General features: G+C 42.7%; 18 protein-coding genes. 6 read left to right on the top strand and 12 right to left on the bottom strand.

Annotated elements, in window-relative coordinates; all coding sequences use genetic code 11:
• Nucleotides 1–41 precede the first annotated feature (41 nt).
• Both Q0Q74_RS07270 and Q0Q74_RS07275 read right to left on the bottom strand, forming a co-directional pair.
• On the bottom strand, nucleotides 42–3,089 hold the full coding sequence (locus tag Q0Q74_RS07270) for a right-handed parallel beta-helix repeat-containing protein (protein ID WP_294429681.1): 3,048 nt from the start codon (nucleotides 3,087–3,089) through the stop codon (nucleotides 42–44).
• Between the two features lie 85 nt (nucleotides 3,090–3,174).
• On the bottom strand, nucleotides 3,175–3,678 hold the full coding sequence (locus tag Q0Q74_RS07275) for a hypothetical protein (protein WP_294429682.1): 504 nt from the start codon (nucleotides 3,676–3,678) through the stop codon (nucleotides 3,175–3,177).
• Between the two features lie 246 nt (nucleotides 3,679–3,924).
• Between Q0Q74_RS07275 and Q0Q74_RS07280 the strand changes: the two genes are divergently transcribed.
• Together Q0Q74_RS07280 and Q0Q74_RS07285 are read left to right on the top strand one after the other, a co-directional pair.
• Nucleotides 3,925–4,899: a phosphatidylglycerol lysyltransferase domain-containing protein gene (locus tag Q0Q74_RS07280; protein WP_294429683.1), complete on the top strand. Its 975-nt coding sequence runs from the start codon at nucleotides 3,925–3,927 to the stop codon at nucleotides 4,897–4,899.
• 12 nt (nucleotides 4,900–4,911) lie between these two features.
• Complete coding sequence (locus Q0Q74_RS07285; RefSeq protein WP_294429684.1) at nucleotides 4,912–5,394, top strand: hypothetical protein; 483 nt, start codon at nucleotides 4,912–4,914, stop codon at nucleotides 5,392–5,394.
• Nucleotides 5,395–5,446: 52 nt separating this feature from the next.
• Here the strand turns inward: Q0Q74_RS07285 and Q0Q74_RS07290 are convergent, their stop codons facing one another.
• The 7 genes from Q0Q74_RS07290 to Q0Q74_RS07320 form a co-directional block, all read right to left on the bottom strand.
• Nucleotides 5,447–5,743 carry a type II toxin-antitoxin system YafQ family toxin gene (locus Q0Q74_RS07290; protein ID WP_294429685.1) on the bottom strand — a complete coding sequence of 99 codons (297 nt, stop codon included), beginning with the start codon at nucleotides 5,741–5,743 and terminating at the stop codon, nucleotides 5,447–5,449.
• Complete coding sequence (locus tag Q0Q74_RS07295) at nucleotides 5,733–5,984, bottom strand: hypothetical protein (protein ID WP_294429686.1); 252 nt, start codon at nucleotides 5,982–5,984, stop codon at nucleotides 5,733–5,735. The genes Q0Q74_RS07290 and Q0Q74_RS07295 overlap by 11 nt, the downstream gene beginning before the upstream one ends.
• Nucleotides 5,985–6,041: 57 nt before the next feature.
• Nucleotides 6,042–6,284 carry a TIGR03905 family TSCPD domain-containing protein gene (locus tag Q0Q74_RS07300; RefSeq protein ID WP_294429687.1) on the bottom strand — a complete coding sequence of 81 codons (243 nt, stop codon included), beginning with the start codon at nucleotides 6,282–6,284 and terminating at the stop codon, nucleotides 6,042–6,044.
• Between the two features lie 25 nt (nucleotides 6,285–6,309).
• On the bottom strand, nucleotides 6,310–7,506 hold the full coding sequence (locus Q0Q74_RS07305) for an ABC transporter permease (RefSeq protein WP_294429688.1): 1,197 nt from the start codon (nucleotides 7,504–7,506) through the stop codon (nucleotides 6,310–6,312).
• Nucleotides 7,500–8,186, bottom strand: coding sequence for an ABC transporter ATP-binding protein (locus tag Q0Q74_RS07310; protein ID WP_294429689.1), 687 nt, complete (start codon nucleotides 8,184–8,186; stop codon nucleotides 7,500–7,502). The genes Q0Q74_RS07305 and Q0Q74_RS07310 overlap by 7 nt, the downstream gene beginning before the upstream one ends.
• Nucleotides 8,187–8,328: 142 nt before the next feature.
• Complete coding sequence (locus Q0Q74_RS07315) at nucleotides 8,329–9,390, bottom strand: HlyD family efflux transporter periplasmic adaptor subunit (protein ID WP_294429691.1); 1,062 nt, start codon at nucleotides 9,388–9,390, stop codon at nucleotides 8,329–8,331.
• Nucleotides 9,391–9,400: 10 nt separating this feature from the next.
• Nucleotides 9,401–10,951, bottom strand: a complete 1,551-nt coding sequence (locus tag Q0Q74_RS07320) for a hypothetical protein (protein ID WP_294429692.1) — start codon at nucleotides 10,949–10,951, stop codon at nucleotides 9,401–9,403.
• A gap of 53 nt (nucleotides 10,952–11,004) precedes the next feature.
• On the opposite strand from Q0Q74_RS07320, the gene Q0Q74_RS07325 reads away from it, so the two are divergent.
• Nucleotides 11,005–11,136, top strand: a complete 132-nt coding sequence (locus Q0Q74_RS07325) for a hypothetical protein (RefSeq protein WP_294429693.1) — start codon at nucleotides 11,005–11,007, stop codon at nucleotides 11,134–11,136.
• Nucleotides 11,137–11,260: 124 nt separating this feature from the next.
• Here Q0Q74_RS07325 and Q0Q74_RS07330 read toward each other — a convergent pair whose 3' ends face one another.
• Entirely contained in the window at nucleotides 11,261–12,466 is a 1,206-nt protein-coding gene (locus Q0Q74_RS07330) for a TraB/GumN family protein (protein ID WP_294429694.1), read from the bottom strand.
• A gap of 81 nt (nucleotides 12,467–12,547) precedes the next feature.
• On the bottom strand, nucleotides 12,548–13,894 hold the full coding sequence (locus tag Q0Q74_RS07335) for a tetratricopeptide repeat protein (RefSeq protein ID WP_294429695.1): 1,347 nt from the start codon (nucleotides 13,892–13,894) through the stop codon (nucleotides 12,548–12,550).
• A 206-nt stretch (nucleotides 13,895–14,100) separates the two neighbouring features.
• On the opposite strand from Q0Q74_RS07335, the gene Q0Q74_RS07340 reads away from it, so the two are divergent.
• Together Q0Q74_RS07340 and Q0Q74_RS07345 are read left to right on the top strand one after the other, a co-directional pair.
• Nucleotides 14,101–15,711: a hypothetical protein gene (locus tag Q0Q74_RS07340; protein WP_294429696.1), complete on the top strand. Its 1,611-nt coding sequence runs from the start codon at nucleotides 14,101–14,103 to the stop codon at nucleotides 15,709–15,711.
• A 164-nt stretch (nucleotides 15,712–15,875) separates the two neighbouring features.
• Entirely contained in the window at nucleotides 15,876–17,303 is a 1,428-nt protein-coding gene (locus tag Q0Q74_RS07345) for a trehalase family glycosidase (protein WP_294429697.1), read from the top strand.
• A gap of 227 nt (nucleotides 17,304–17,530) precedes the next feature.
• On the opposite strand, the gene Q0Q74_RS07350 is transcribed toward Q0Q74_RS07345, so the two are convergent.
• Nucleotides 17,531–18,235: a response regulator transcription factor gene (locus Q0Q74_RS07350; protein ID WP_294429698.1), complete on the bottom strand. Its 705-nt coding sequence runs from the start codon at nucleotides 18,233–18,235 to the stop codon at nucleotides 17,531–17,533.
• Nucleotides 18,236–18,431: 196 nt separating this feature from the next.
• Here Q0Q74_RS07350 and Q0Q74_RS07355 point away from each other — a divergent pair, with 196 nt between their 5' ends.
• Complete coding sequence (locus Q0Q74_RS07355) at nucleotides 18,432–23,939, top strand: carboxypeptidase-like regulatory domain-containing protein (RefSeq protein ID WP_294429699.1); 5,508 nt, start codon at nucleotides 18,432–18,434, stop codon at nucleotides 23,937–23,939.
• Nucleotides 23,940–24,081 lie beyond the last annotated feature (142 nt).

A 24,081-nucleotide genomic window follows, 5' to 3' on the forward strand; every position in this document is an offset into this window, starting at 1 on the left:
TATGAAAAGAGGGGGCGAAATTGCCCCCTCGAAGTCAGTTTTTATTTCTTTTTGCCTTTGCCGCGAACGAGATAGTTGTAATCTGCTCCGACTCCGGCAGGAACCTTGTCTGTAAGCTTGAAGAGGTCGCCCAAATCAAACACACCGTCAGCGCTTCGTGGCAGTCTGTTGAAGGTTTTTCCGTCTTCTTTGAGGCCGTTCGAAATGCCTTCAAAATCAACGCTTACGAAAGAATCTTTCTGGAGTTTTGCTCCTGTTGAATTGACTGCTTCGGCACCATTGTAGAAATAGTTGTCTTCTGAAGCGAGGCGTTTCTTCAAATCAGGTGCTTTTGACTCATCGAATTTATCCATTCCTGTGCCTGCTACAGAAAGAACGCCCTTAGCTTGTACAGTTCTCGGATACTGCTTGCCATCGCCTTTTCCGTAGAGGTTGAGGTTTGTGTCTTTGTTGCCGTAAATCGTACAGTTTTCAACGATGAGTGCCGGGTTTGAGTTCGTTGTGATTCCGTTCAAATCGTTGTTGAAAGAAACGCTGTTGATGATTCTGTGAGTAACGGCAATTCCGTCGCCACCGAGTTTGAATCCGTTTCCGTCGCCCTTGCCTGTGTTGTCGATTTTGCGTCCGTTGTTGTATGCGATACAGTTTTCAAGGATTACAGCACCGATTGGGCCTGTTTCGATTTTTGCGTACAAATCCCAGCCGTCGTCAACATTGTGGTGTGCAACGCAGTTTCGGAAGACATTGCCTTCGCCGCTTGTGAGTTTTGAAGCGAAACCATCGGCGTTGTTCTGTGCCGGGTCAGCATTTCCGAATGATTCACAGCCGTAAATCAAGTTGTGGCTTGGCCATTTTGAAGGCGGTTCTGAAGCTCTTCCTGAAATCTGAATTCCTGTGTCGCCGTTGAGGTAAGTATCAACCATGCGGATTTCATTATAGTTTCCTGCGATTTGAATTGCCTTGCAGTCGTCAGGTGTGCCGGTAATATCGATGTTTTCGATTGTCCAGTAGCTTCCGTAAAGCTGGAATGCAGATACGCTTGCTTTTGAGCCTGCGAAGTCAATTATTGCGCGGTTATTCGGGTCTTCTGATTTGAGGGTTTTGCGGGCTTTTTTGGTGCCGTCGTTTCCTCGTTCAATCAGAATGTTTTCGTTCGGGTAGTATTTTCCGCCAGCGAGAATAATTGTCTGGCCAGGTTTTGCGTATTTGATAGCTGAATCAAGGTCAATCGGGTCATCTTTTGTGCCTGCACCAAAGATTGTGCCTTTCTGAGAAACATGAAGTTCTTTTCCACTGAATGGAACAACTGCGACCGAATGCATATAGGTGACTGACTTGTAGTTTTCTTCATAGTCGTTGACATTGATGTCGCTGTTGAACTGAGCGATTACCTCTTTTGGAGAAGGACGCCATCCGTCTTCAGGATCAAAAGTGACGATGAAGTCAGTGATTCCTCTTCCGCCGTCGAGCTTGAGCTTGAGAACCTTTTTGTAATCCTCATTAGCCTTAACTTTGTCAGCCTTTACATAGACTTTGCCATTGTTGTCTTCAATGTGGATTGTGCCCTGTGCATTTGCCGTGAACACAAACGGATATTTTGCGTTGTACCAGGTTGAAGGGCAGTCAATCAAAGTTGTGAGCGGAACGAGTGTCGGTGGCTCAGGGATTGCGGCCGGGTCTTTCTTTGGATCAGTGACTTTGAAATCAACATCGCTGAAAGTTGCGTTACATCCTCGTGCAACGGCAAAACCGACATAAATGTGCTCTTTATCGAGCTGAACGAGCTTTTCATTCTCGTTGTCGTACATGATGAATTCTTCGACTGAATCTTCAGAAGCAATTGCCTTTTTGTAAATCGCATGATAGCCAGTGTTGTCTTTTTTGAGGGTAATGCGGTAAACATCGCCGGTTTTGATTGCATCTGAACTCTGGTCGTAGCTGAATGCCTTGCTTACGCTCAATGCCTTCTGAGAAATTGCAGCGTCTCCTTCGTTGATGATTGCATCTGTGATTCCAGAAACAAATCGTGAACCGAGACCGTCTTTGATTTCCTTTTTTGCACCGTTTACATGTGTTGTATATTTGCGTGAGATTACGCCAGCTGAATTGTTGTATGCGATGACCATTGCTTCGCCGTCTGTTCCAAGCCTATCGAGTGCCAAAAGACCAAATCCTTCCTGACCGTCTGCCATCGGATTGTGGTAATCAACTGTAACGGTTGCAGTAAGCTCAAAGTTTTCTTTGTACGGATCAAGCTCTGTATAATAGAAGGAAATGCCATCGAAGAAGGTTTCGAATTTGCCGCCCTTGTCGATGATGTTTCCGGTTTTCGGGTCGAATGTACATGAATTGAGTTTTACTTTGAGGTCGTCTGAATCAAGAAGCTGGTAATTGTTTCGTTTTGGGCTTGTTGATGTGCCGAATTCGGTGAATTTCCATGTTCGCTCTACTTCTGCGCGGACGGTCTTTTTGATTGAATCAGAATCAAGTGATTCATCGCCGCGAATTGCCGATACGGTGAAGTTTGAGACTGTTCCGACCGGAAGAGTGATTTCGGCCTTCAATTCCTTTGTTTTTGGAAGAGAGACCTTCTTTTTGCTGGCATCAGTGTATGAAAGAACATAGCCGTCTGCTTCTGGAACATCTGTCCATGTGACGAGCATTTTTCCTTCACCAAGATTGCGTACCAGAACGGCACTTTTTACGAGTGGAAGAACATATTTGAATGTTGCTGGTGCAGACTCGTGTTTTACGGATTCAGAGCTGCGTTCTGCATAAACGACGAAAGTGTAATTTCCAGATTTTGTGACTTCGAAAGAAACAGATTTTGCTTCTTTTCTTGTTTTTCCATAAACCAGATTCTTAGAAGAGCCGGTGTCTCCCTTCATGCTGACGAAACCTTTGTCAGCACCGTCATTTGATGTGAGGCTGTTGAACGAAACCGTGATTTCATTTGCCCCAGTTTGTTCGACCTTTGTGATTGATGGTGCGGCGACTTCAGCCCAGGGCTTTTTGTCTGCGAATGCACCAGTCATTGCTGCAAATGAAATTGTTGCGGCACACAAAAGTTTGAAGAGCGATTTTTTCATTCTTAATCTCCTGTCTAAAAAATTATAAAAAAGGCAGACTTTTTTAGTCTGCCTCTCACCTTATCCTGAAATTGAACAGATAAAATTATTTTGTGATTTCGATTTTGTAGATGTACATTCCGCCTGAAGTGCTGAATACAGCGTAAGTACCTGCAACGGCAGCTTTTGCTGAATCAACATAAGCAGGACCTTCTTTCATTGATGTAACTGCAAAAACCGCAATTTCTTCGTTTGTGTCAAGATTTACGAGATGAAGCGGTCGAGAGCCTGAGCCTGAGTTGTTTGCGATGATTTTAATTGTTTCGCCTGCTTTTACAGGGAAAGTGATGAGACGCTCGCGTTTTGCAGCGTTTCCTGAACCTTTTGTAGAAATTGCCTGAGTGAATGTGTCATCGCCGACAGCTTTTGGATCAACTGTTTTGACCTCCATGGCTTTTTCGACAGATGCAACGAGAACGAATCCGTCTTCTTCCTGTTTTACTTCAGTAATTGAAGCTTTTTCGAGGTCATTTGCGCAGATGTAACCTTCTGCAAAAACAGAAGCACCAAACAAGAGTGTTGCAGCAATAGCAGCCATAATCTTCTTCATAATATTTCCTCCAAAGATTGTCTTTTAAAAATAAGAACAGACTTTTTTTGTTAATGTTACAAGCAGAAGTCGCTTGCATGCTAAGTATAATCTGACTTAAAAATAAAAAACATACTAGTATTTTCAAAATTCCGATATTTGCCATGTCCGTAAAATTCATAATGGAGAGCAGTGCGTTCACGGAGTTAACTTCCCTAGTTTTTCTTGTTTTTTACCTATTAATTCGGTATAATTTGGCACAACTTGATGGACTGGTCGATTCTTTCGCTTCATGATTTTCATTTTCTCAAGGATTGTCTGCTTTGCTCTGACCTGGAAGGAAGCGACACTTCACTTGTAAACATTTTTCTTCTTCAAAAAAAATATGACATCAAAACTGCGGTTCACAAGGGCTTTTTATTCAGATATTACACTGGAAAAGAAAATCGCACCGGCTATGGCTTTCCCCTGCGGCTCTGTCCCGAAAAGCTCGGCAATTCCGAAAATCCTTTTTCTTTAAAAGACGCAATTTCTTCAATTATACACGATTCTGAAGCAAGCGGCCGTAAACTCAAATTCTGCCTTTTGACCGAAAATCAAAAAAATCAGCTTGAAGACTGTTTCAGAAGTGATTTCCCGGAAATAAAGCTTGAATGGCAGACAAACCGCGATGATTGCGATTACCTCTATGAGCGTGAAAAACTTGCGGCTCTGCACGGAAAAACCTACCATAAAAAAAAGAATCATGTGTCACGCTTTTTGAGGAATTATGATGGAAACTGGGAATTCCGTTCGCTGAATTTGTGTGCAATCGCCAGCGACATGATTTTTGTTGCACAGAAATGGCTTGAAGAACGATTTGCCGCTTGTGAAGCCGGTGAAATCACAATCACTGATGATGAAAGAAGGGCACTGATTTTAGAACATGATATGATAAAAACCGCCCTTGAAAACAAAGATGATTTTGCGCTTGACGGCGGGGTTTTGTATACAAACGGAAAGCCCGTGGCAATGACGCTTGCATCACGCCTTTCTGAGAGGATTCTTGATGTTCATTTTGAAAAATGCCTTTCCGAAGCCGCCGCTGCCGGAGCTTACGCCGCAATAAACTGGTGTTTTGCAAATTCATGTGATTCTTATGAAATTTTGAACCGTGAAGAAGACATGGGAGTCGAAGGACTTCGAAAAGCAAAGTTGAGCTATCATCCGCAAAAACTTCTTGAAAAATACTATTCTGTGTAAGTTGAGAAAATTATGCTGAAATCAATTCTATCTTCTGAAGATTGTGCTGCCTGTAAATTCTGCTGCTCGTTCAGGCGGAAGAGCCTTTGGGAAACCCCAGTTTTTGACAAGAAAAATAAAGAAAAACTCGAAAAAAAATATCCTGATGCCGTATTCAAAAAATCAGGTTCATCTGGATTTACAGTTGATTTGATTCATCTTTACAAAACCGATGATGAAGAAGAGGAAGCCGCATGCCCGTTTTTAGGAAAAAATGGCTGTCTTCTTGAATCCGATGAAAAACCCTTCGACTGCTCAATCTGGCCGCTTCGTGCCTGTAAAATTGACGGACAAATCAAAGTCATGCTCGAAAACACCTGCCCCGCAGTCAGCAAAGTTCCGCTTGAAAAAGTCCGGGAACTCGTTGACTCAGGCTTAGGCGCAAAAATAATCTCCTATGCAGAAAAAAATCCAGATTCAATCAAACCGGTTCTGCCAGGATTTGTGGTGTTTTAGGAGAAATACAGACAGAAGATAGAGTGCTATTGAAATAAACTCTATATTAGATTTATTTTTTGCTTTTCTTTGTATCAAAAATATTCGTATGTGAACTTATGCGATACAGGGTGAGAATCAGAAGTTTTCCTTCTTCACCTTTTTTGTAGACCAGAAGCAAGTCTGGGCGAATATGACATTCTCGGTAGCCGATATAATTTCCATGCAAATCGTGGTCGCGATATTTAGATTCGAGAGGTTCGTCTACTTGAAGTTTATCTACAACCGTTTTGACATCAAGCTTTTCTTGCTGATTCAATTTTTTAAGATCTGTCTTAAACTTGCTTGACGCTCGAACTTCACGCCTCATTGCCAATCTCCGCAAGCAACTCATCAAAAGAGTTATAAGAGCTGTATTCCCCACGCTCAACCTGCGCAATAGCTTCATCAAGACCGTTTCGTGCCTGTTCATCGCCCTCAAAACCATCTGAAACACTTTCCTCTTGTCGGCGTTTCATCAGTTTTATGAGATATTCCATTACTGCAAGTTGTTCTGCATACGAAAGCAAATCAAGCTGGCTTTCAAAATTTCTTAATTCCATCGCTGACATGATACACCTCCTCCTGCAAGTTATTTATAGTATAACTCTTTTTGAGGATAATACAACTCACCCCATCACAGCTTTTGCAAGCTGGTCAGCACAGGAAGTGCCTTTGTTTCCGCAAAGATTTCCGAGCAGCTTTGCGGAGATTTCTTCGGCTTTCATGCCTTCACAGAGACGGGCGATTGCCTTGAGATTGCCGTTGCAGCCGCCTTCAAATGAAATGTTGTGGATTCTGTTTTCGTCGTCGCGCTCAAAGTGAATGACTTTGGCACAGGTGCCTTTTGTCTGGTAAGTGAACTGTTTCATGTGTGAGAGTATAGCAGAAAAAATCCTATCCCGCCAGCGCTTCTACCGGGTCCAGTTTGCTTGCTTTGATGGCGGGGCTTAGGCCGAAGAAAATTCCGACGAACACGCTGAAAATGAAGGAAATGAAGCAGGCCGAGACTTTGATTGCGTAGGGGAGTTCGGTGGATACATATTCAATTGAAAGGCTCAGTGCGATTCCGAGTGCGATTCCTAGTGCGCCGCCTAAAAGAGTGATGCTTGCGCTTTCGACCAAAAATTGACGACAGATGGCAAATGGGCTTGCTCCCAGTGCTTTTCTAATGCCGATTTCCTGTTTGCGTTCTGTTACGGTGACTATCATGATGTTCATGATGCCGATTCCGCCGACCAAAAGCGAGATTGCCGCGATTCCTGAAAGCATGAGCGAAAGGGTGCCCATCACGCTCTGAACCTGTTCAATCATGGTCTGCATTGAATTTACGCTCACGCTGCCTTCTGTTCCGGATTTTTCGGTCATGTAAGAATTTATGTCCGTTACGAGCTGAGAGCAATTGCTTGTGTCGGTTGCCTGAACCATGATTGTGTCCGCTGTGGGATTCGGCTTGATTTTTTTTGAGTAAAATCCGCGCGGAATGTAGATGCCTGTTGTGGTGGATTCCATTCCCGCTGATTGTTCTTTAAGCACTCCGACGACCGTAAATGCAAACGGCACTTTCGAGGCTGTGACAATCACGCCCTTGCCAACGGCATTTCCGTCCGGGAAAAGAGAAGATGCGACTTCGCTTCCGATAATCATTTTCTGGCTGCCCGCAACATCATCCGTCACGGTGAAATAGCTTCCTGTGTCGAGTTCGAGGCTGTACATTTCAAGGTATCCCGGTTCAATCGCCGTTGCATTTGAAGAAACGGTGGTCTCGCCGTATGAAACTGAAAAACTCACGGAATTTTTGTACCAGATTTTTTTAATGTTCTTAACGCTGTCGAACATGTCTTTGCGCAGGGATTCGTCAAATTTTACGGTCACGGCATCGCGGTTTCGTCTCATCCAGCCGCCCGAACTCACGCTCACCAAATCCAGTCCCGAAGAGCCGAACTGATTCTGAATCTGCTTCGTGGAACTGGCACCAATGCTGGTAATGATGATAACGCTTGCCACACCGATAATCACGCCCAGCAAAGAAAGCACCGTGCGTGTCTTCGACCGAGAGAAATTGCGAAGCGAGTCGATAAAATCTTCTAACATATCTTGTCTTCCTGAATTTGACCGTCCAGAATGCGGATGCAGCGTTTGGTGCTGGCACCGATTCCTGGGTCGTGGGTGACGATTACGATTGTCGTTCCTGTGCTGTTGATTTCGCCGAAGAGTTCCAGAACTGCTTTGCCGGTCGATGAGTCAAGTGCACCGGTCGGCTCGTCTGCCAGAATTATTGCCGGTTTTGTGACTGTAGCCCGCGCGATTGCAACTCGCTGCTTTTGACCGCCAGAAAGCTCGTTCGGAAGGTGATTGATTCTGTCGCTAAGACCAACTTTTTCAAGGGCTTCAAGTGCCATGTCGCGACGGAGAATGCGCTCAATTCCCTGATAGCGCAACGGAACCATTACATTTTCAAGCACGGTCATTGTGGGCAAAAGATGGTACTGCTGAAAGACAAAACCGATTGTCTTGTTACGAAGCTCGGCAAGTTCTTTTTCTGTCATTTTTGCCGTTTCCCTGCCACCGATTTTAACGATTCCGCTCGTGGGCCGGTCGAGGCAGCCAATCATGTTCATGCAGGTGGATTTGCCTGAGCCGGAAGGACCCATGATAGACATGAATTCCCCTTGCTCCACGGAAAAAGAAATCCCGCGCAAAGCATGAACTTCTTGTTCACCCATCGAGTAAATCTTTCGTACATTATCCATCAAAATGACTGGCTCAGACATAAAATCTCCGAAAAACAATGCGTCAGGGGGTGTAGCATCTTTAGTTGCCGCTTGCGGCAATGAGCGTTAGCGAAGTGCGAAACACCCGACCCGCGAAGCGGGGGACGCCCAAACTTTCCACTCTCAACTTTCCGTTTTCCACTTAAAACGGTGGTGGCCCCATCATTCCGCCCTGAGGCTGATTCTTGTTGTTTTTGCTGGTTTTTTGACCTTTTTTGCTGATGCTCATTCGGCCGCTCTTTGAAGAATCACTCTGGGCTTTGAGCATTTCGCCGCCGGAAAGACCGCTGATTACATTTACATATTCAAGACCGTAAGGCTCGACTGTGACGCTGACTTTTGTCGTTTTTCCGTCACGGCCGATGATTTCTGCAAAAGCGCCGTCTTTTTCGCGCCCGATTGCATATCGCTCAACGACAAGTTTTGCTTCTGGTTCAGTAATCTGGATTTTGCCGGTAAAACTGAAATTCGGAAGCACGCCGGCCGGAACATTATCGATTCGAACCTTTGCCTTTACGATTGTTGCTCCACGGCTCGTAACTTCGCCAATCGCGGGGTAGGAGACAAGATAGCCTTCAACAGTGCCATTGTAAGCCGGGAAGGTAAAATCAACTTTTTGACCGACCTGGAGCTTTGAAACATCGGTTTCGGCAATTTCAACATCGGCGGTAAGATAGCTTGTATCAACGAGCGTGCCGATTGAATCTTTTGCTTCAAGATAGTCGCCCGGATCTACATCGAGGCTGGCGATGATTCCGTCAAAAGTCGCGACGATTTTGCGGTTTTCGATTTTTCGCACAAGGGAAGTTCGCTGCGTTTCCATGAGCTTGAGTTTGCCGGCCGTCTGATTCTGGCGTGCCACGGAAATTTCATAATCAAGGTTCGCAAGATTGTACTGCTGCTCGGTGTCGTCAAGCTGAACGATTAAATCACCCGCTTTAACATGGTCGCCTTCTTTTTTATAAACACCCACGACCGTTCCGTCATTCAAGGATTTGAGCGTCTGGGATTTTGCCGCCGCTACGGTTCCGGCAATTTCTATCGCGTTTTCATAAGTTTCTTTTCGGACACGATAAACTGTCTGCGCTGAAGCCGCCGATTTTTCCATTGCGTGTCGTGAAACTTTAAGAATCGTAATCAGCACTATAAGCGCAATCACCACGCCGAGAATTATTTTCTGTTTTTTAGTTAATTTTACTTTCATCTTCTTGCTCTCAATTTTCAACTTTTCGTTTAGTGGTTCCAGATTCCCTCACAAACATCAGTTTCACATTATTATTATAGATGATTTTTTCAATCGAATTAATCAGTTTGTTCATCTGCGCTTTGTCACGGCTGTTTGCGGCATCAAGATAATCACTTTCGGTTACGCTGCCTGCCTTGAGCCAGTTGTCCATGTCGTATTCGAGCTGAGAGTACATGTCATATTCTTCGGCATAAGATTTTTCTGACCACTGCAAGTCGCCCCGTTCAGAAAGCTTGTCGATAACCGCCGTTTCGTAATCATCTTCGGCACTTTTAATTGCTATCTCATTAATTTGTGAATCAAGCTCGCCCTGCTTTTTATCGATTTTGGCAAGCCTGAATGTGTTGGGATTGAGAGTGAGCGAAAAGGTGTAAACAGGTGATTTTGAATTTTGCCCGGAACTTGTACCATTTAATGGAAAGAGATTGTTGCTTGTGGGAACAGAAACACCCGCACTTGCCGTGATTCCGTGCCAGTCAAAAGTAATTCCGCCGTCAACCGTATCATATTTTGAACTTGATTCATTGAAGGTGTAACCCGCATAGGCTCCAAGTTCGAGCGAATAGTCTGATTTTTGCTTTAACTCACCGATGTATTTTGACCAAACGGCACTCTCTGTTTCTTTATAGTTTTCGGCCTTGTAAGAAAGCGCGTCTTCCATTTCGACAGCAGGAATTTCCTGTGGCAAAAAGGCCATTACCTTCTCGAAAGCCTGTCTGCTGATTTCTTCTGCTTTTTCAATATTAAATGTCTTAGGATCAAAAACTCGCTCGTAATCAACGCCGCATTTTACCGCAAAGACAGCTGTTTCCCTTTCAAGTTTGCGAAGTGCTTCGTTTACATTCCGGCGGTCGCTCTGACATTGAAGGTATTTTTTTCTATATGAAGCACTTGTTTTGCTGTAACCCTGGGCTGTCAGAACTCGTAAATCCAGCTCATCATCATACAAATCATTTCGTGCTGTAAGAACCTTTGAAACATAGCTGTAAAGATTTTTTAGATTCGTGTAAAACTCGTTTTCGACCGTGAGTGCCTGATTTTGTGCTGCCCGTTCTGCTTCAATGTAAGCGCGTTCTGCTTCAAGAAGAGAGATTTTTCGTTTGAGCGGGGCTGCCGTAATAATCCCCGTTGAGAGCTTTACATTGCCGTTATCCAAAAATGTTCCGTTTTCTTCTATATTATAATTTGATTTTTTGGTCATCGGTAAAGTGGCGGTGAGTTTTGTATCGTTCCATTCCGGGATTCCAAGCGAAGCTGAAGGGGTGAAAGTGAATTTTGTTCCATCTGAAGACGATTGGATTTTTACGGTCCCTGTCGAAAGAGTGAGTGAAATGCCGTTGTTGATTTTTGAGGCATCGTAAGAAAGCGCCTTGTTTTGAGCTGTAAGACTTGCCTTTTGAAGAGTGAGGTCGTTTTTGAGAAAGCCGAAAAGCAAGGATGGCAGATTTGATTCAGAAATCGAATTTTGAGCCAAAAAGAGAAAGCAGAAAACCGACAGTCCTACACGAACTTTTTTCATGCCTCTATTTTAGCGAAAAAGGCTTTAGATTTCATTAATAGAAACATAATTTATTGTTAGATAAGAATTTTTTCAAATATGCAATAACAGGCAATAAAATTGCTTTTGAGGAATACTTCGATGGTAATCTTCCAAGCGAACTTGAAGCATACAAAAATAAAGAAGTTACTCTGGAACAGAAGTAATAAAAAAAATGTCATTGCGGGCAACGGTCTTCAAACCAGAACCTAGCAATGACACACTAATTAGGACGAGCGAAGCGATGTCCAGTATCTAAACTGCTCACCGCTCCCTGCTAACTGTTCTTATCTATTGAAACAATCCCTTAAAAAACGAGACGATGCTCACCACAATCGATGAGCCGCCGATGAAGGTTCCTGCGGAGCTTCCGAGGCTTGAAAGGAAGAATACGAGAAGCACGCGGAGAAGGCGGTTTTTGTAAAATCCTTTGATGCTTGAAACATCATCCATCATGCTTTCCATGTCGGCAACTTTTGGCTTGCATACAAAGGCCTGCACGATTCCGGCAAACATTCCCACGCCAACAAGCGGGCAGAGCGAGGTGAACGGAGCACCGACCGCCGCCATCAAAACTGTGAGCGGATGTCCGCCTGCAATCAAAGCACCCAGACCAGCCAGAATTGCGTTCCAGAGAACCCATGCACCCAGCAAATCTGCGCCTTTCTTCATGCCGCCAAAGACAAAACCTGCCGCAATCAATGCCACTATGATGACAGGGATTGCCCAGCCGATAATCTTTGCGCTGAGCTTTTTTTTCGGCAGTGAAGAAATCTTTTCGGTGTCGCTGCCTTCTTCATTGCGGGCAATTTTTTCAAGATGAGCCTGAACGCCCGGCAAGTGACCTGCGCCCAAAACAGCAACAACGCTTTTGCGCTCATCTTTCTGAACGGCTTTCCAGATATGCGCCGCAAGATAAAAATCCCGCTCGTCAATCAGAACTTCTTTAACGCCAGGCATGAAAGTTGCAAGCTCATTCATCATGCCGTCCATTTCGCTTTTGTTTTTGAGATTTTCGATTTCATCGCCCGAAACTTCGTCTTTCGTCAACGCACTTGCAAAAAGGGCAGAGAGAAGCTTGACCTTTCCGTAACCAGAGTTTTTTGCCCATGCACGGCGGAGCGTCGTCTGAATCGGGCGGTCAACCATTTCAGACGGAATGCCGAGGTCTTTTGCCGCTTCAATTCCAGCGCGCATTTCATCACCGGGCTGCACACCGACATTTGCGCCCATTCGTTTCTGAAAACTTGAAAGTACAAGGTTTGCAAGTAGCAGGAATCCCTTTTTCTCTTTAAGGATTTTGATTATATCGAGATTTTTCCAGCTTTCCTTGTCGTTGAGTGCCGCAAATCTCTGTTCATCAAGTTCAATAGCCACGCAATCAGGCTTTTTTTCGGTAATGACAGCCTTTACTTCATCGCAGCTTGCCTTTGAAACATGAGCCGTTCCCAAAAGCAAGATTTCTTTTCCATCAAGATTCAAATTTATCTGTGACATTAATTTCTCCATAAAGAACTGGACGAGCGAAGCAATGTCCAGTTCCGCAATTGCTAACTTCTCACTGCTAATTGCTAATTTTTATATCCCCATTTCTGCCCATTCTGCAAGGCGGTATTCAAAGAAATCTGCTCCCTTGATGTCCGTGACTTCTGCATAGTATTTGTGTGCAAGATTCAGCTTTCCTTTTATATCCCAGTAAACGGCAAGGTAGTAAAGATATTTTCCCTTTTTCTTTTTGCTCTCTTCGTTTTGAATTTTGAGAGTGAGCGTTGATTCACCTGTCATGTCATGGAAAAGCCTAAGACTCAGATATTCGTAAGAATTCCTGTCGAGGTTTTTCATTGCTTTTTCAGTGAATTTCTTGCAGTCCTGCGGTTTTTTCAGTTTCTGAAGACAGGCTGCGAGCATCAAAGCGTAAGAAGTGTGTTCAGGATTTGCATTGTAAGCGGCTTCAAAGGATTTTCGGGCATCTTCATAATCTTCTTTGCGCCATGCCAGCATTCCAATAGACTCGTACGCGTAGTAGTATTTCGGATTTTTCTGAACGACTTTCTGATAGTAATCATAAGCCTCATCAAAACGACTCTGCTCGTCACAAAGACCGGCAAGATAGGCGTAACCCAAAAAATAATCCGGGTCGAGTTCCGTTGCCTTTTTCCAGGCTTTTTCTGCATCAGCATATTTTCCTGCTTCACGGTTGAAATTTCCCAAATCGAAATAATAGTCGCTGTTTGTCGGATCGATTTCAATTGCTTTTGAGACATATTCTACGGCCTTCTTAAAATGGCGTGATTCTGCCTCAAATTTCGCAAGGTATGAGAGTGCAGGTGCATTCTGCGGGTCAATTTCAAGAATCTTATTAAAGCTCTTTTTTGAATCATCATCGCGCTGAAGATAGTATGACATCTTGCCGTGACCAAAAAGTGCTTCAATGTTATTCGGATCGCCTTTAATCGCCTTGAGGTAATAATCGCGTGCATTCCTGTAGTTTCGCTTTACGGCCTGCTCGTTTCCAAGCTCGATGTTTGCGTCCGGGTTGTTCGGTGCAATCGTAAGGATTTGCTTTAGGTACTGCTGCTTTTTGATTGCGTTTTTCTTTTGCTTGGCAACCATAGCGTTTAATAGAAGAATATCGAGATTTTTTGGCTCTTTTGCGAGCAGCGAGACGGCAATCTTTTCGGCATCGTTTGTTTTTCCAGCTGAAAGGAGAAGCGAAGCCTCAAGCGTGCATAAATCCACATCTTCCTGCAGATTCGCCGGCATCGTCTGAAATAGCTCAAGTGCTTCCGAAAGGCTTCCTTTTGACAGAACCGAATTCAATTTTTCGACAAAGGCAATTTCTTCTTTTGATGTTGCCGCCATTCCAGAAAAAGCGAAAACGCTAATCAACATGAATACAAGGGCTGTTTTTTTAGTCAGTCTCATTTTTTTTCCTTTTGAAAGGGCTGATTTCTCTGCCCCCCTTTTAACTTTCCCCGCCGTTTGATAAACTGATTGTAATGTATAGACATCCAATTAGAAAATCGTTCGGGCTTATCGTCCTTTATAGTATTATAATTATCGGAATTTTCGTGCTCCAATTTAGAAATGAATCCGTTTTTTCAAAAAATATAGGATTGCTTTCCGTTTCAATGGCGCAGAGCCAAAGTGAAAGCGGTGAAATTTCCCTCAAAAATTCACTCCAGGTTTCATTCAAAGGCATTTCCTTTACCGCTGATGAAGTTTCGCCGGCAGTTCTCGTGCAGAAAGGGCAGAGCAAGGAAGAAGGTCAGAATCTTGTTCTTCTTTCTTATGAGCAGCCCACGCCACTCTCTTTTACATTGAACTTTACTCATGATGTCGCGCTCACTTTTGCAGTTTCTGATACTGATTCAAGTGCGAATCTTTCGATTACCGCAAACATTCCGAATTCGGCGAGCGGTCTTTATCTGAATTACAAACCAAGTTCAGGCTTCTCGGTTACTGAAAAAACAGGCACAAAACTGATTCTTAATTCAAAGAATCTCACTTATGCTTTCATTGCACCAAAAATTGACGATAAAAGCATTTACTTCTCTGCAAAGAATTTCGTTTCTTACTATGTCGCATACAATCCGGCGGTTGAATTCAGCTTTGATTCTCTTGATCCAGATCTTGTCATCGCACAAAAATCTACTTACGAAGCAAATATTCAGAAATTCAGGGCAAATCTTACTGAGTCAGTCGCAGAAGCAATCAGAACCAGCCAGAGCCTTTCAGAAAAGAGCGTGATTGCCTATGTTGCAGAACTTGCTTCTCAGGGGCGATACACCGAAGCTGTAAATAATGTCCCGGATTCATTCAAAAAGGGCAACAAGCGCACCTATCTTTCATCAACTTATTTCAATACGCTCGAAGCAATGTATCCGTCTTTGGAAATGCACCGCGAAAACATGGCAGATATGCTTGAAAATGCCATGAATTCGCCGAATCTTTCAATTTTCAATGTAGAGGGGCTTGCAGAATACATCGACAGCCTTGCGGACACCACAAGAATCCATGCTTTCCTGGAGCAGACCGAAAATCTTCTTGATACGGCACATAGTTCTTCACAGGTTAAGCTTTCACAGGCAAGCGGAGTTTTGACCACTTATCTTCATCTTTCGTCGCTTCATTCTAGCCTTGCTGATTCGCTTCTTCCGGCCGCAAAAAAATGTCTTCCTATAATCGAGTCCAAATGTGTAATGCGCGACTCTTTGCTTTACCTGAACGAAAAAGACAATACCGTTTCAAATTTCCTTGCACTCAGCACAGGTATGGCTCTTGTTCGTTGGGGTGAATTCAACAATGACGCAAACTGCGCAAGAGTCGGTTACACAATTATCAACTCAATTCTTTCTATTAATACGCTCGATACAATCACTCAGGCAGATGTTTATCCTGTTCTTGTTGACAATGTTTTCTATCCGCACTACAAGGTTCTTTCACGCAATTCTGGCAAGGTAATCTGGGCATGGACTTGTGCTCCTTCCGTCACCTATTCTGAACAGCTGAATGTTGCCACAATTGTCGTCGGCTTCCAGAGCAGCGAATCTAACTATCTGATTATCAACGGCATCCGTGAGTTCAGCGGAATCGAGATTTACGGCCTTTCATACCATTCTGACCCACGGTTCGAGATTTACAATTCGTCGGGCTTCGTTTATAAGGAAGACCGTAATGTGCTTCTCTTGAAGTCACGCCATCGTTCAAACACCGAAGTCGTACGGCTCACTTACAAATAGCGTTTTTGCCTGATTTTCATAAAGTTTTATATAACAGAAGTACGGGAAAACTAAAAAAAAACTCTAAAAATTAATAATATTTTTGAGCAATTTTTTAAAATCTATGCTATAATAAAAGTGATTTTCCTTGAAGGTGTTTTTGCTTTAAGGCTTTGGAGTTTTTTGTGAGCAAGAAAGATTTTCCCAAAATTCATTTTTACGATCAGGATTTTGTCGACATTTATGACAAAACCTGGAGTTGGCTTTCAGATTCGTGGATTAATCCCAAAACGAATGAAGTCTCTCCAGACGGCTATTTCGTTCATCCCAATGAAGAGCAGATGGTCATTGATCAGTCAGAATCAATTTTCTCAACTTTTTTCTTGGTTTATTCCAACAAGAATTATACTGCCGAAACAAACCTTGATTATCTCTACAAAAAGCAAGAAGAAAATGGTGCAATCCGCTGGAAGTACGATTTAAAAACAGGTGCACCTGTTGTAGATAGCGAAAATCCAGAAGGAATCGGTCTGCCTCTTTTCGCATGGGCCGAATTCAATCTTTATCACAAACTCGCAAACAAACGCCGCGTCAAAGAAGTCATGCCTATTCTTCAGAACTACATGAACTGGATTGACGCAAACTTCAAAAAAGAAAACGGTCTCTACGCTGTTCCGGCAAAAGCCTGCGGTATGGAAAATTCTCCGCGTGCAAATGCCTGCTACCCGGTTGATTTTAACGCATGTATGGCAATCAACGCGCTCAACATGAGTTCTCTCGGCGACATCCTCAACGATAAAGAACTCAGCTTCCAGTACAAGCGAATGTATTTCGGTCTCAAAACCCGCATCAATTCTTACATGTGGGATTCCGAAACAGGCTTCTATCACGATTTAAATGATTCCGAAGAAAAGCTGCCACAAAAAACAATCGCCGGCTTCTGGCCTCTCCTTGCAGAAATTCCTAATGCCGACAAAGCCGATGCTCTCGTTGCTCATCTTTCAAATCCGGCTACTTTTGGCACCGAGCATCCTTTCCCAACCTTGAGCGTTGACAGTGCCGAATTCACCGAAAATGGCGAAGGCTATTGCGGTTCAGTTTATCCGGCCATGAACTTCATGGTTATCAAAGGATTAGAGAAATATCAGCGTTATGATTTGGCACGCGAATGTGCAATCCGTCATCTTTATTTCGTACTCGAAGGCTTACAGCCAGCCGACGGAAGCAAAGGTGATTTGTACGAAGCATATCTTCCGTGCAAAGAAGGTGCTGCCATCAAATCTGGAAACGATTCTTTCCCACGCAAGCACTGCATGATTACAATCGGTCTTTCTACAATCGCGCTCATGATTGAAAATGTTATCGGTCTTTCAATTTCTCTTCCTCGCAAGACCGTTGACTGGATTATTCCAAACCTTGAAATCATGGGTATCGAAAAGCTTTCCCTCAAACGAAACCTCATCACCATTTTGAGCCACAAAACTCCACGCGGATGGGGAATTCAAATGGAAAGCGAAAAACTCTACTATTTTACTATCAATATTCTGGATCAAAAGAAAAAGACTTTGCCGATTCCTTCAGGCAAGTGTTCAATGCTTATCGACAAGCTGTAGTGGCTGTTTAATAAGAAGTCCGGCTTTTATGCAGGAAACGGTGGTTTCGACTTGGCTCAACCACCGTTTTTTTATGCCTGATGTGGTGGTTTCGACAGGCTCAACCACCGCAAAAACTTCTTCTTAGACATCCCCTTTTTTTATGAGAAAATCAGGTTTTTGCTTAATATAATGGAAGAAATCGACTTAAACGCTGATGCTTAGTCTGAGGCGTGAGAATGCTGCCGTTAAGCTGCGAGCGGTAGGGAAGCGTCTACTGTACATGACGCGTGAATTCTATACTTGTATCCCCCCCCCCCTATTTTTGTGAATAGTGTATGACGGTCGTAAGTCTTGGTTTTGCTGTAGATGTGGGAGATGTGATTTTCTACGGTGCGGATTGAAATGCCGAGCTTTTCGGCGATTTCGTGATTGTTCATGTCGCAGAGAGCGCATTTTAAGACGATTTTTTCTGTTTTGGAGAGCTGCTGATAAATTTCTTCGACTTCGGTGAGCTTGTCTTTTAAATTGCCGGAAAAATACTTGTTTCCTTCTAATATAGAATAAATTGCTTCAAAAAGCGTGTTGATCCCGCATTCTTTGGAAATGAAGCCCATTGCGCCGTATCGTTCGGACATGCTGGTGCGCAAGTGGCCGCAGTTATCTAATGAAGTGAAAACAAGTGCCCTAATATCTTTGCCTGATTCTTTGATTGCCTTGAGGATTTTGTAGCCTTCCTCGTTTTTCTGTTCGCCGATTCCACGGAAATTCAGCTCCAGAATGGCGATTACCCGCTCGTCTTCTTCGAGCTGAGCTTGGTCGATTATTTCAATGGCATCTTCTACGGTGTTTGCTGTGGCTGCGATTTGAAGGTCTTTATTTCTGGAAATCCATGATTTTATGCCTTCTTCGGCGACTTGTTCAGATTCAAAGATAAAAATTAACTTTTTCATAGCTACGATTTATTCTAACACAGAAAATCTAAAAATAAATAGAGAAACTAGAGAAAAAATCAAAAAATGTTAAGAAAAATATAAGAATTTCCTAAATTTTTGTGAGTCACACGCTTATTTTCAGATTTTAAGGTAGTTTATAATTTTCGCTGTCTCTGTCAGGGATATAACAAAAAATTTCATAAAGGAGATTTTTATGAAAAAAATTTTGGCTTTGATGGCAGGAGTTGCATTGCTCTTCACATCAACAATTTTTACTTCATGTTCAGACAGTGATGATGATTCTAGTTCATCTGGCTCATCATCATCTAACAAAAACGGCTCCCTCGTCGGTGTTGTTCTGGACAACAAAGGTGAACCGGTAGAAGGTGCTACCGTTACTCTCGGTTCAAAATCTACAAAAACGAACTACGGCGGTGAGTTCGAATTCACTAATGTTGCTGTAAACGACTTGAAAAAGGTTACAGCCGCAACTACATCTGGTGGTGCAAATTATTCAACAGATGTCACTGGCACTGGCTATACTTTGACTGCAAAGAAAGACGGTTATCTTTCTTCAACAGTTGCTGGTATCTATGTAACATACCGGGACACAGAAAATCCAGAAGATACACGAATGAATGGTCTTGTTAACTCATTGCAGACTACTTATTCAAGTATTTTAACAGCTTATGCTGGTGCTTTGAATCCTGCTTCTTCTGTAGCTGAAGGTGCTGTTGCTGCTGGTACTGCAGGTTCTACTGCTACAACAAATACAACTCAGATTGCTGGTTCTGACTCAGTTGTTACAACAACAACTCAGACTGGTTCTGATTCTGCAAAAGTATTCAAGGACATTTCTGAAGCAATTTCTGCTTTGAAGACAATGTATGACTCTGACTACTACACAGAGTATTTCTCAGATTTCGCAGGCTTGGGATTGGTTCCGCTCGATGCTTCTCTCAAAGGTAAGATTAAGCTCAACCTTAAGACTCAGAACGGTTCTACTTATGATGCAGAAACATACATTCCAACATCAAAACCGAAAGTTCATGTATCTTACACTGCTGGTACAAATGCTCTCACAACTACAACAACTGGTACAACTGTAACAACTATAGGAATCGGTGGCACTGATTACACTTGGGAAGCAACTGTTGACGAGAAAGGAAACTTCTCATTCGACAAGAACCTTCCTTCTGGAGTTCCTCTCACAGTTACAGTTGATATGTTCTTTGAAACAATCAACGGAACTGAGTACTGCTTCTCTTCACAGTCATCTGTAATCTCTGCTCAGAACACTGGTGCAGCTACAACAACTACTACTGCTGGAACGACAGTTGTAAACAACACATTGAGTGCTATCACTCTCGGAAGCGGCGATGTCAATGACGAGAGCATTCTTCTCATGCTCTTCGCTCAGAACGACAAATTCTGGGTTACAGATACAAATGTTGACAGCACAGCTACAGGCGTATTGCTCAAGACAACAGACGAACTCACATTCACATTCAACAAACCGATGGTTCGTGCTGATTTCAAAGCTAAAGACAGCAAAATTGCTAACCTCAAAGATACTGAGTACACAGCTACTTGGAGCGAGGACAAAAAGACTGTTACACTCAAACCTGTAATTGGTTACTGGATTCTTAGTGATGCTTCAGATGAAATCACAATTACTGGTGAAGCAGAAGACGGTGCAACAGCTGTTTTGGCTACAAAAGCTCTTACTGCTTACTTCGATACAAAAGTTTGGGTATCTGTAAAAACAGAATCTCTCTCAGACTTCAACGGCGGTATCCTTTTGAGCGACCCAATCGTTCTTGAATTCTCTAAGCCAATGAACGAGCAGATTGCACTTACTGTAACTGGTTCAAGCACTGCTTACACAGAAACATGGAACACTGAGAAGACTCAGCTTACACTCACACCAAACGGTGGATATTGGGATGTAACTGGTACAGCTCCTGGTGGTGTTGCTGGAACCGCAACAGTTGCAAATCTTGTTACTGTAGTTGTAAATACTAACGGCGGTAGTTCACAGACTTATCACAACACTAAATTCGGTTACTGGAAAGACGGTGCTATTGATACATCTACAATTGCTGACGCTGTAGCTGATAAACTCGCAGTTTACTTCGACAGCTACATTGATGTTGAAACCGCTAAGGCAACTGCAACAGGACACGAGGCATTTACTGTAACATTCAGCAAGGCTCTCAAGTCATTCACAAAAGACAATAACATCACTAAAGTTGAAGCATACGATGGTACTAGCTATGTTCAGATTTATGACTTTGATGCTTCTATCGATGCAGCAAACAAGGTTGTTACAATCACTTCAAAAGGTTCTATCTTCAACAAGAAGGGTTCTAAATACAAAGTAACCTTCAAAAATCTTGAAGTAGTTGACGGCTCTAAGATTTTCCGTGAACTCGGAACAAAGGGCGGAACAACTTCTTCTAACAAAACTTATGCTGCTGAAACAAAATTTGGTTTCGACGGTCTTGAATTCAAACCTTCTAAGATTGAAGTTGTTGATTCAATCCCGACAACAGCACAGCTTTCACGAGCACTTGTAAATGTAACAACTGCAAAAGTTCTCAAGATTACATTCACAAAAGCTATTCAGAAAGCTAACATCATTGTAACTGTTAACAGCAAAGCAACAGACGGTAAGAACAACTATATCGATGGAAATGTTGTTTACATTCCTCTTGATGCAGTTAAAGCTGTAAATGATACTATCGTTCTTTCTGGCAATGTACTTTCAGTTGATTATGTAACTGGAGCTGCAAACGCTACTGACGAAACAGCTACATTCAGCACAGATAACATCAAGAAATGGTTCGACTATGCTGCTGATGAATTTGTCATCACTGCAGCCCTCAACCTTACAGGCACAAGCCTTGTTGACGGTCTTGACCATGTAACAGGAAAAGCAGAGTACAAATCTGCTAACACAATTGCAGTTGGTACACCAATCACATTCACATTCGATGCTGATTTGTCTGGCTACAAAGCAACATACAAGATTTTCGGTCTTAAAGATGTTGACAATGATGCTACAACAGACATCGTTATCCTCAAAAAAGACGGTGAAGCTTCTGTTGCTGGAAACACTGTAACAATCAACGACAACACATTCAAAGCAAAGAAAGTTGTCGGAGACAAATCTACATATTATGTAGAACTTCGCGTTGACAATGCTGCTGGCATTAAAGTATTCTCTACAACAAGTCCATACTTTGGTTCTACAGCTAAGAGCTTTGAAGAAACTGTAAAGGGATTCACTGGCGACGATCAGATTTATGACAAGCCAAATACAGGAACTACTTCAGCTCCTGTTGATCCAGATACAACTCCAAATACAAACAAGAACTACGGTTCATTCATTGTTAAGGTTGCTGAAAAGGATATCCTTGTAGACACAAGCCTCATCGAAACAACAACTGCTGCCCTTTCAAAGGCAACATACAAAGCAGCTAAGGCAGTTCCTGCTAAATCTGCAATCACATTCACATTCGCAAACGAACTCGCAGCTGACACAACTGCAAGCTACGAATTGTATGATGTTTCAGCAAAAGATTCTCGCAAAGTAGTTTCTTCTGGAGCTGCTACAATTGCAGGCAAAGTTGTTACTGTTCAGGACAACCTCATGGTTGCTGGCCAGCCGACCGTAAACGGCAAAAAAATTACAACAGTTACTCAGGACGCTGATACAGGTATCACATCTTACTTCTTGAAACTCGAAGTTAAGGATGCTGCTGGTACAGTAATCTTCTCTTCTGACAACAACCTTTGGACTGCTCCTTCAAGTGGTACTGACAAACGAACTGCCCTTCAGAAGGCACTCGTTGGCCTCGTTGCTGACGGATTGTTCAAGGTAGAAGTTGCTCCATTGGCAATCGAAAACCTCAGCTTCGTTGAAGAAGACAAAGACAACTTCAATGTTGGCTTGAAGACTTACAAAGCAACTGGAATCAATCCAAAGACTGATGTAAGTGTTAAATTCAATGCAAGCATCCCTGCTGGCGCTAAATACACTTATGCAATCAACGATGGTTCAAAGGATGTTGCAAAATCTGCTGAAGGTGGAGTTGCTGTTGCTGCTGCTACAGACACAATCACTATCCCAGGTGAAAAACTTGTTGCATCAACAACTAAGATCAACTCATACAAGTTGACTCTCAAAGTTAAAGAGGGCGACAATGTTCTCTTCGACACAGAAAATGCTTGGCTCGGTAAAGTTACTGACTATGAGAAGAAACTTACAGATTTGCAGGATGATAATTCATTTGGTACAAATGCTGTAAAATTTACTTCAGGTACAGATGTCAGTGTAATTACTACTAAGGCACTTAACATCCCGGTTATTAAGACTCAGATTGTCACAAAAGACGATGCAAAGGGTAACAAGAGCAAGACAACAAAAGACGATGATAAAGACTTCAAGAAGTCTTATAAGTCACCAATCGTTCTTCAGTTCTCACACCCAGTAGAGAATTATACAGTTAAGCTTTATAAGGCAACTAAGCTTTATACAGCTAAGAAGGATCCTTATAGTGGTACTGCATCTACTGATTTCTCAGCTTATGCAAAAGAAGCAGTTGGTGCTAATGAAGCAACAAAACTTGCTGACTTTGTAAAAGATGGTGCTGAGTATATCTTCGAAAGTGCACAGACAATTTCTGAAGACAAGAAAGTTATCACAGTTACTCCTGCAAACTTCTTTGACATGGATACAAAAGTAAATATTGCTGTGTTCAACGAAAAGGGTGAATATGTTGCAGTTAGGGATGATTCCGACAATGCATATGATTCTGCTCACGTTGTAACATTCACAACTTCAAATGTAGCTGCTGACTACGCTCAGAAGTTGGCTGACAGTGTTACAGAAGCTGTTACTGTAGATAATTCTGCTGCTTCAACAACTCTTAAGATTAAGACTGATAAAGCAGAAATCGGTAACAATGCTGCTGTTGAATTAACAATTCCAACTGAATGTTCAACACTCTCTGGTGAAATGCCAAAGTATACTGTCTATGTTAAACCTGCTGACGGAGTTTATGCTCAGAGCGGTACTAATAACGATTTTGGTAAAGATACAGACGGTGCTGCTATGTCTGCTGCAAACTTCAACCTTGGTCGTGAAGCTGCAAAGACTACAGTTCTTGCTACTGATACATTGAATGCAACTACATCACCAGTTGTATATCCATTCAAATATAACGGTACTGTAGAAGGTATTGTTGTAAAAGTTCTTGATGGTAAACACACTGTATACAAGTTTACATTAACAGACCAGAAGGAACCAGTTCTTACTGTTGCTGATGATGCTACTACTAATCCTATTGTCCTTACTGCATTTGTTAAGAATAAGACAACTGGTGTATGGCAGGCTGATATTGCAGAGGGTTCTAAATTTGGTGCTGACAAAACAACTTCAGAAGCTGCTCGTAAAGACTTTACATTGAAAGTTACTGGCGATGAATGGCTTAAGAGCGTAACTGTTGCTGTAAGTGAAACAACTTCTACTGCTACAGGACTTGCAGAAAATGCCAAGAAGAAGACTGAACAGAAGAAGGCAATTAAGTACTTGACAGGTGAGACATCTGCAACAATTGCATTCACTGAGGCTTACTGGTTCATTGATGATACAATTACTATTAAAGCAACTGATGCTTCTGGTAATGAATCTACATATGAAATCAGAATTAAATAAAAATCTTTACCCCGCTGGTTAACCCCAGTGGTGTAATGTCACACTAAACCAAAACAGCCACCTTGTATTGCTACATGGTGGCTGTTTTGTTGTAAGTACAGTTTTTAAGGGGATCCTGTTCATCAGTTTGAATTAGACCGTT

Source organism: uncultured Treponema sp., assembly GCF_946187725.1.
Taxonomy (GTDB): domain Bacteria; phylum Spirochaetota; class Spirochaetia; order Treponematales; family Treponemataceae; genus Treponema_D.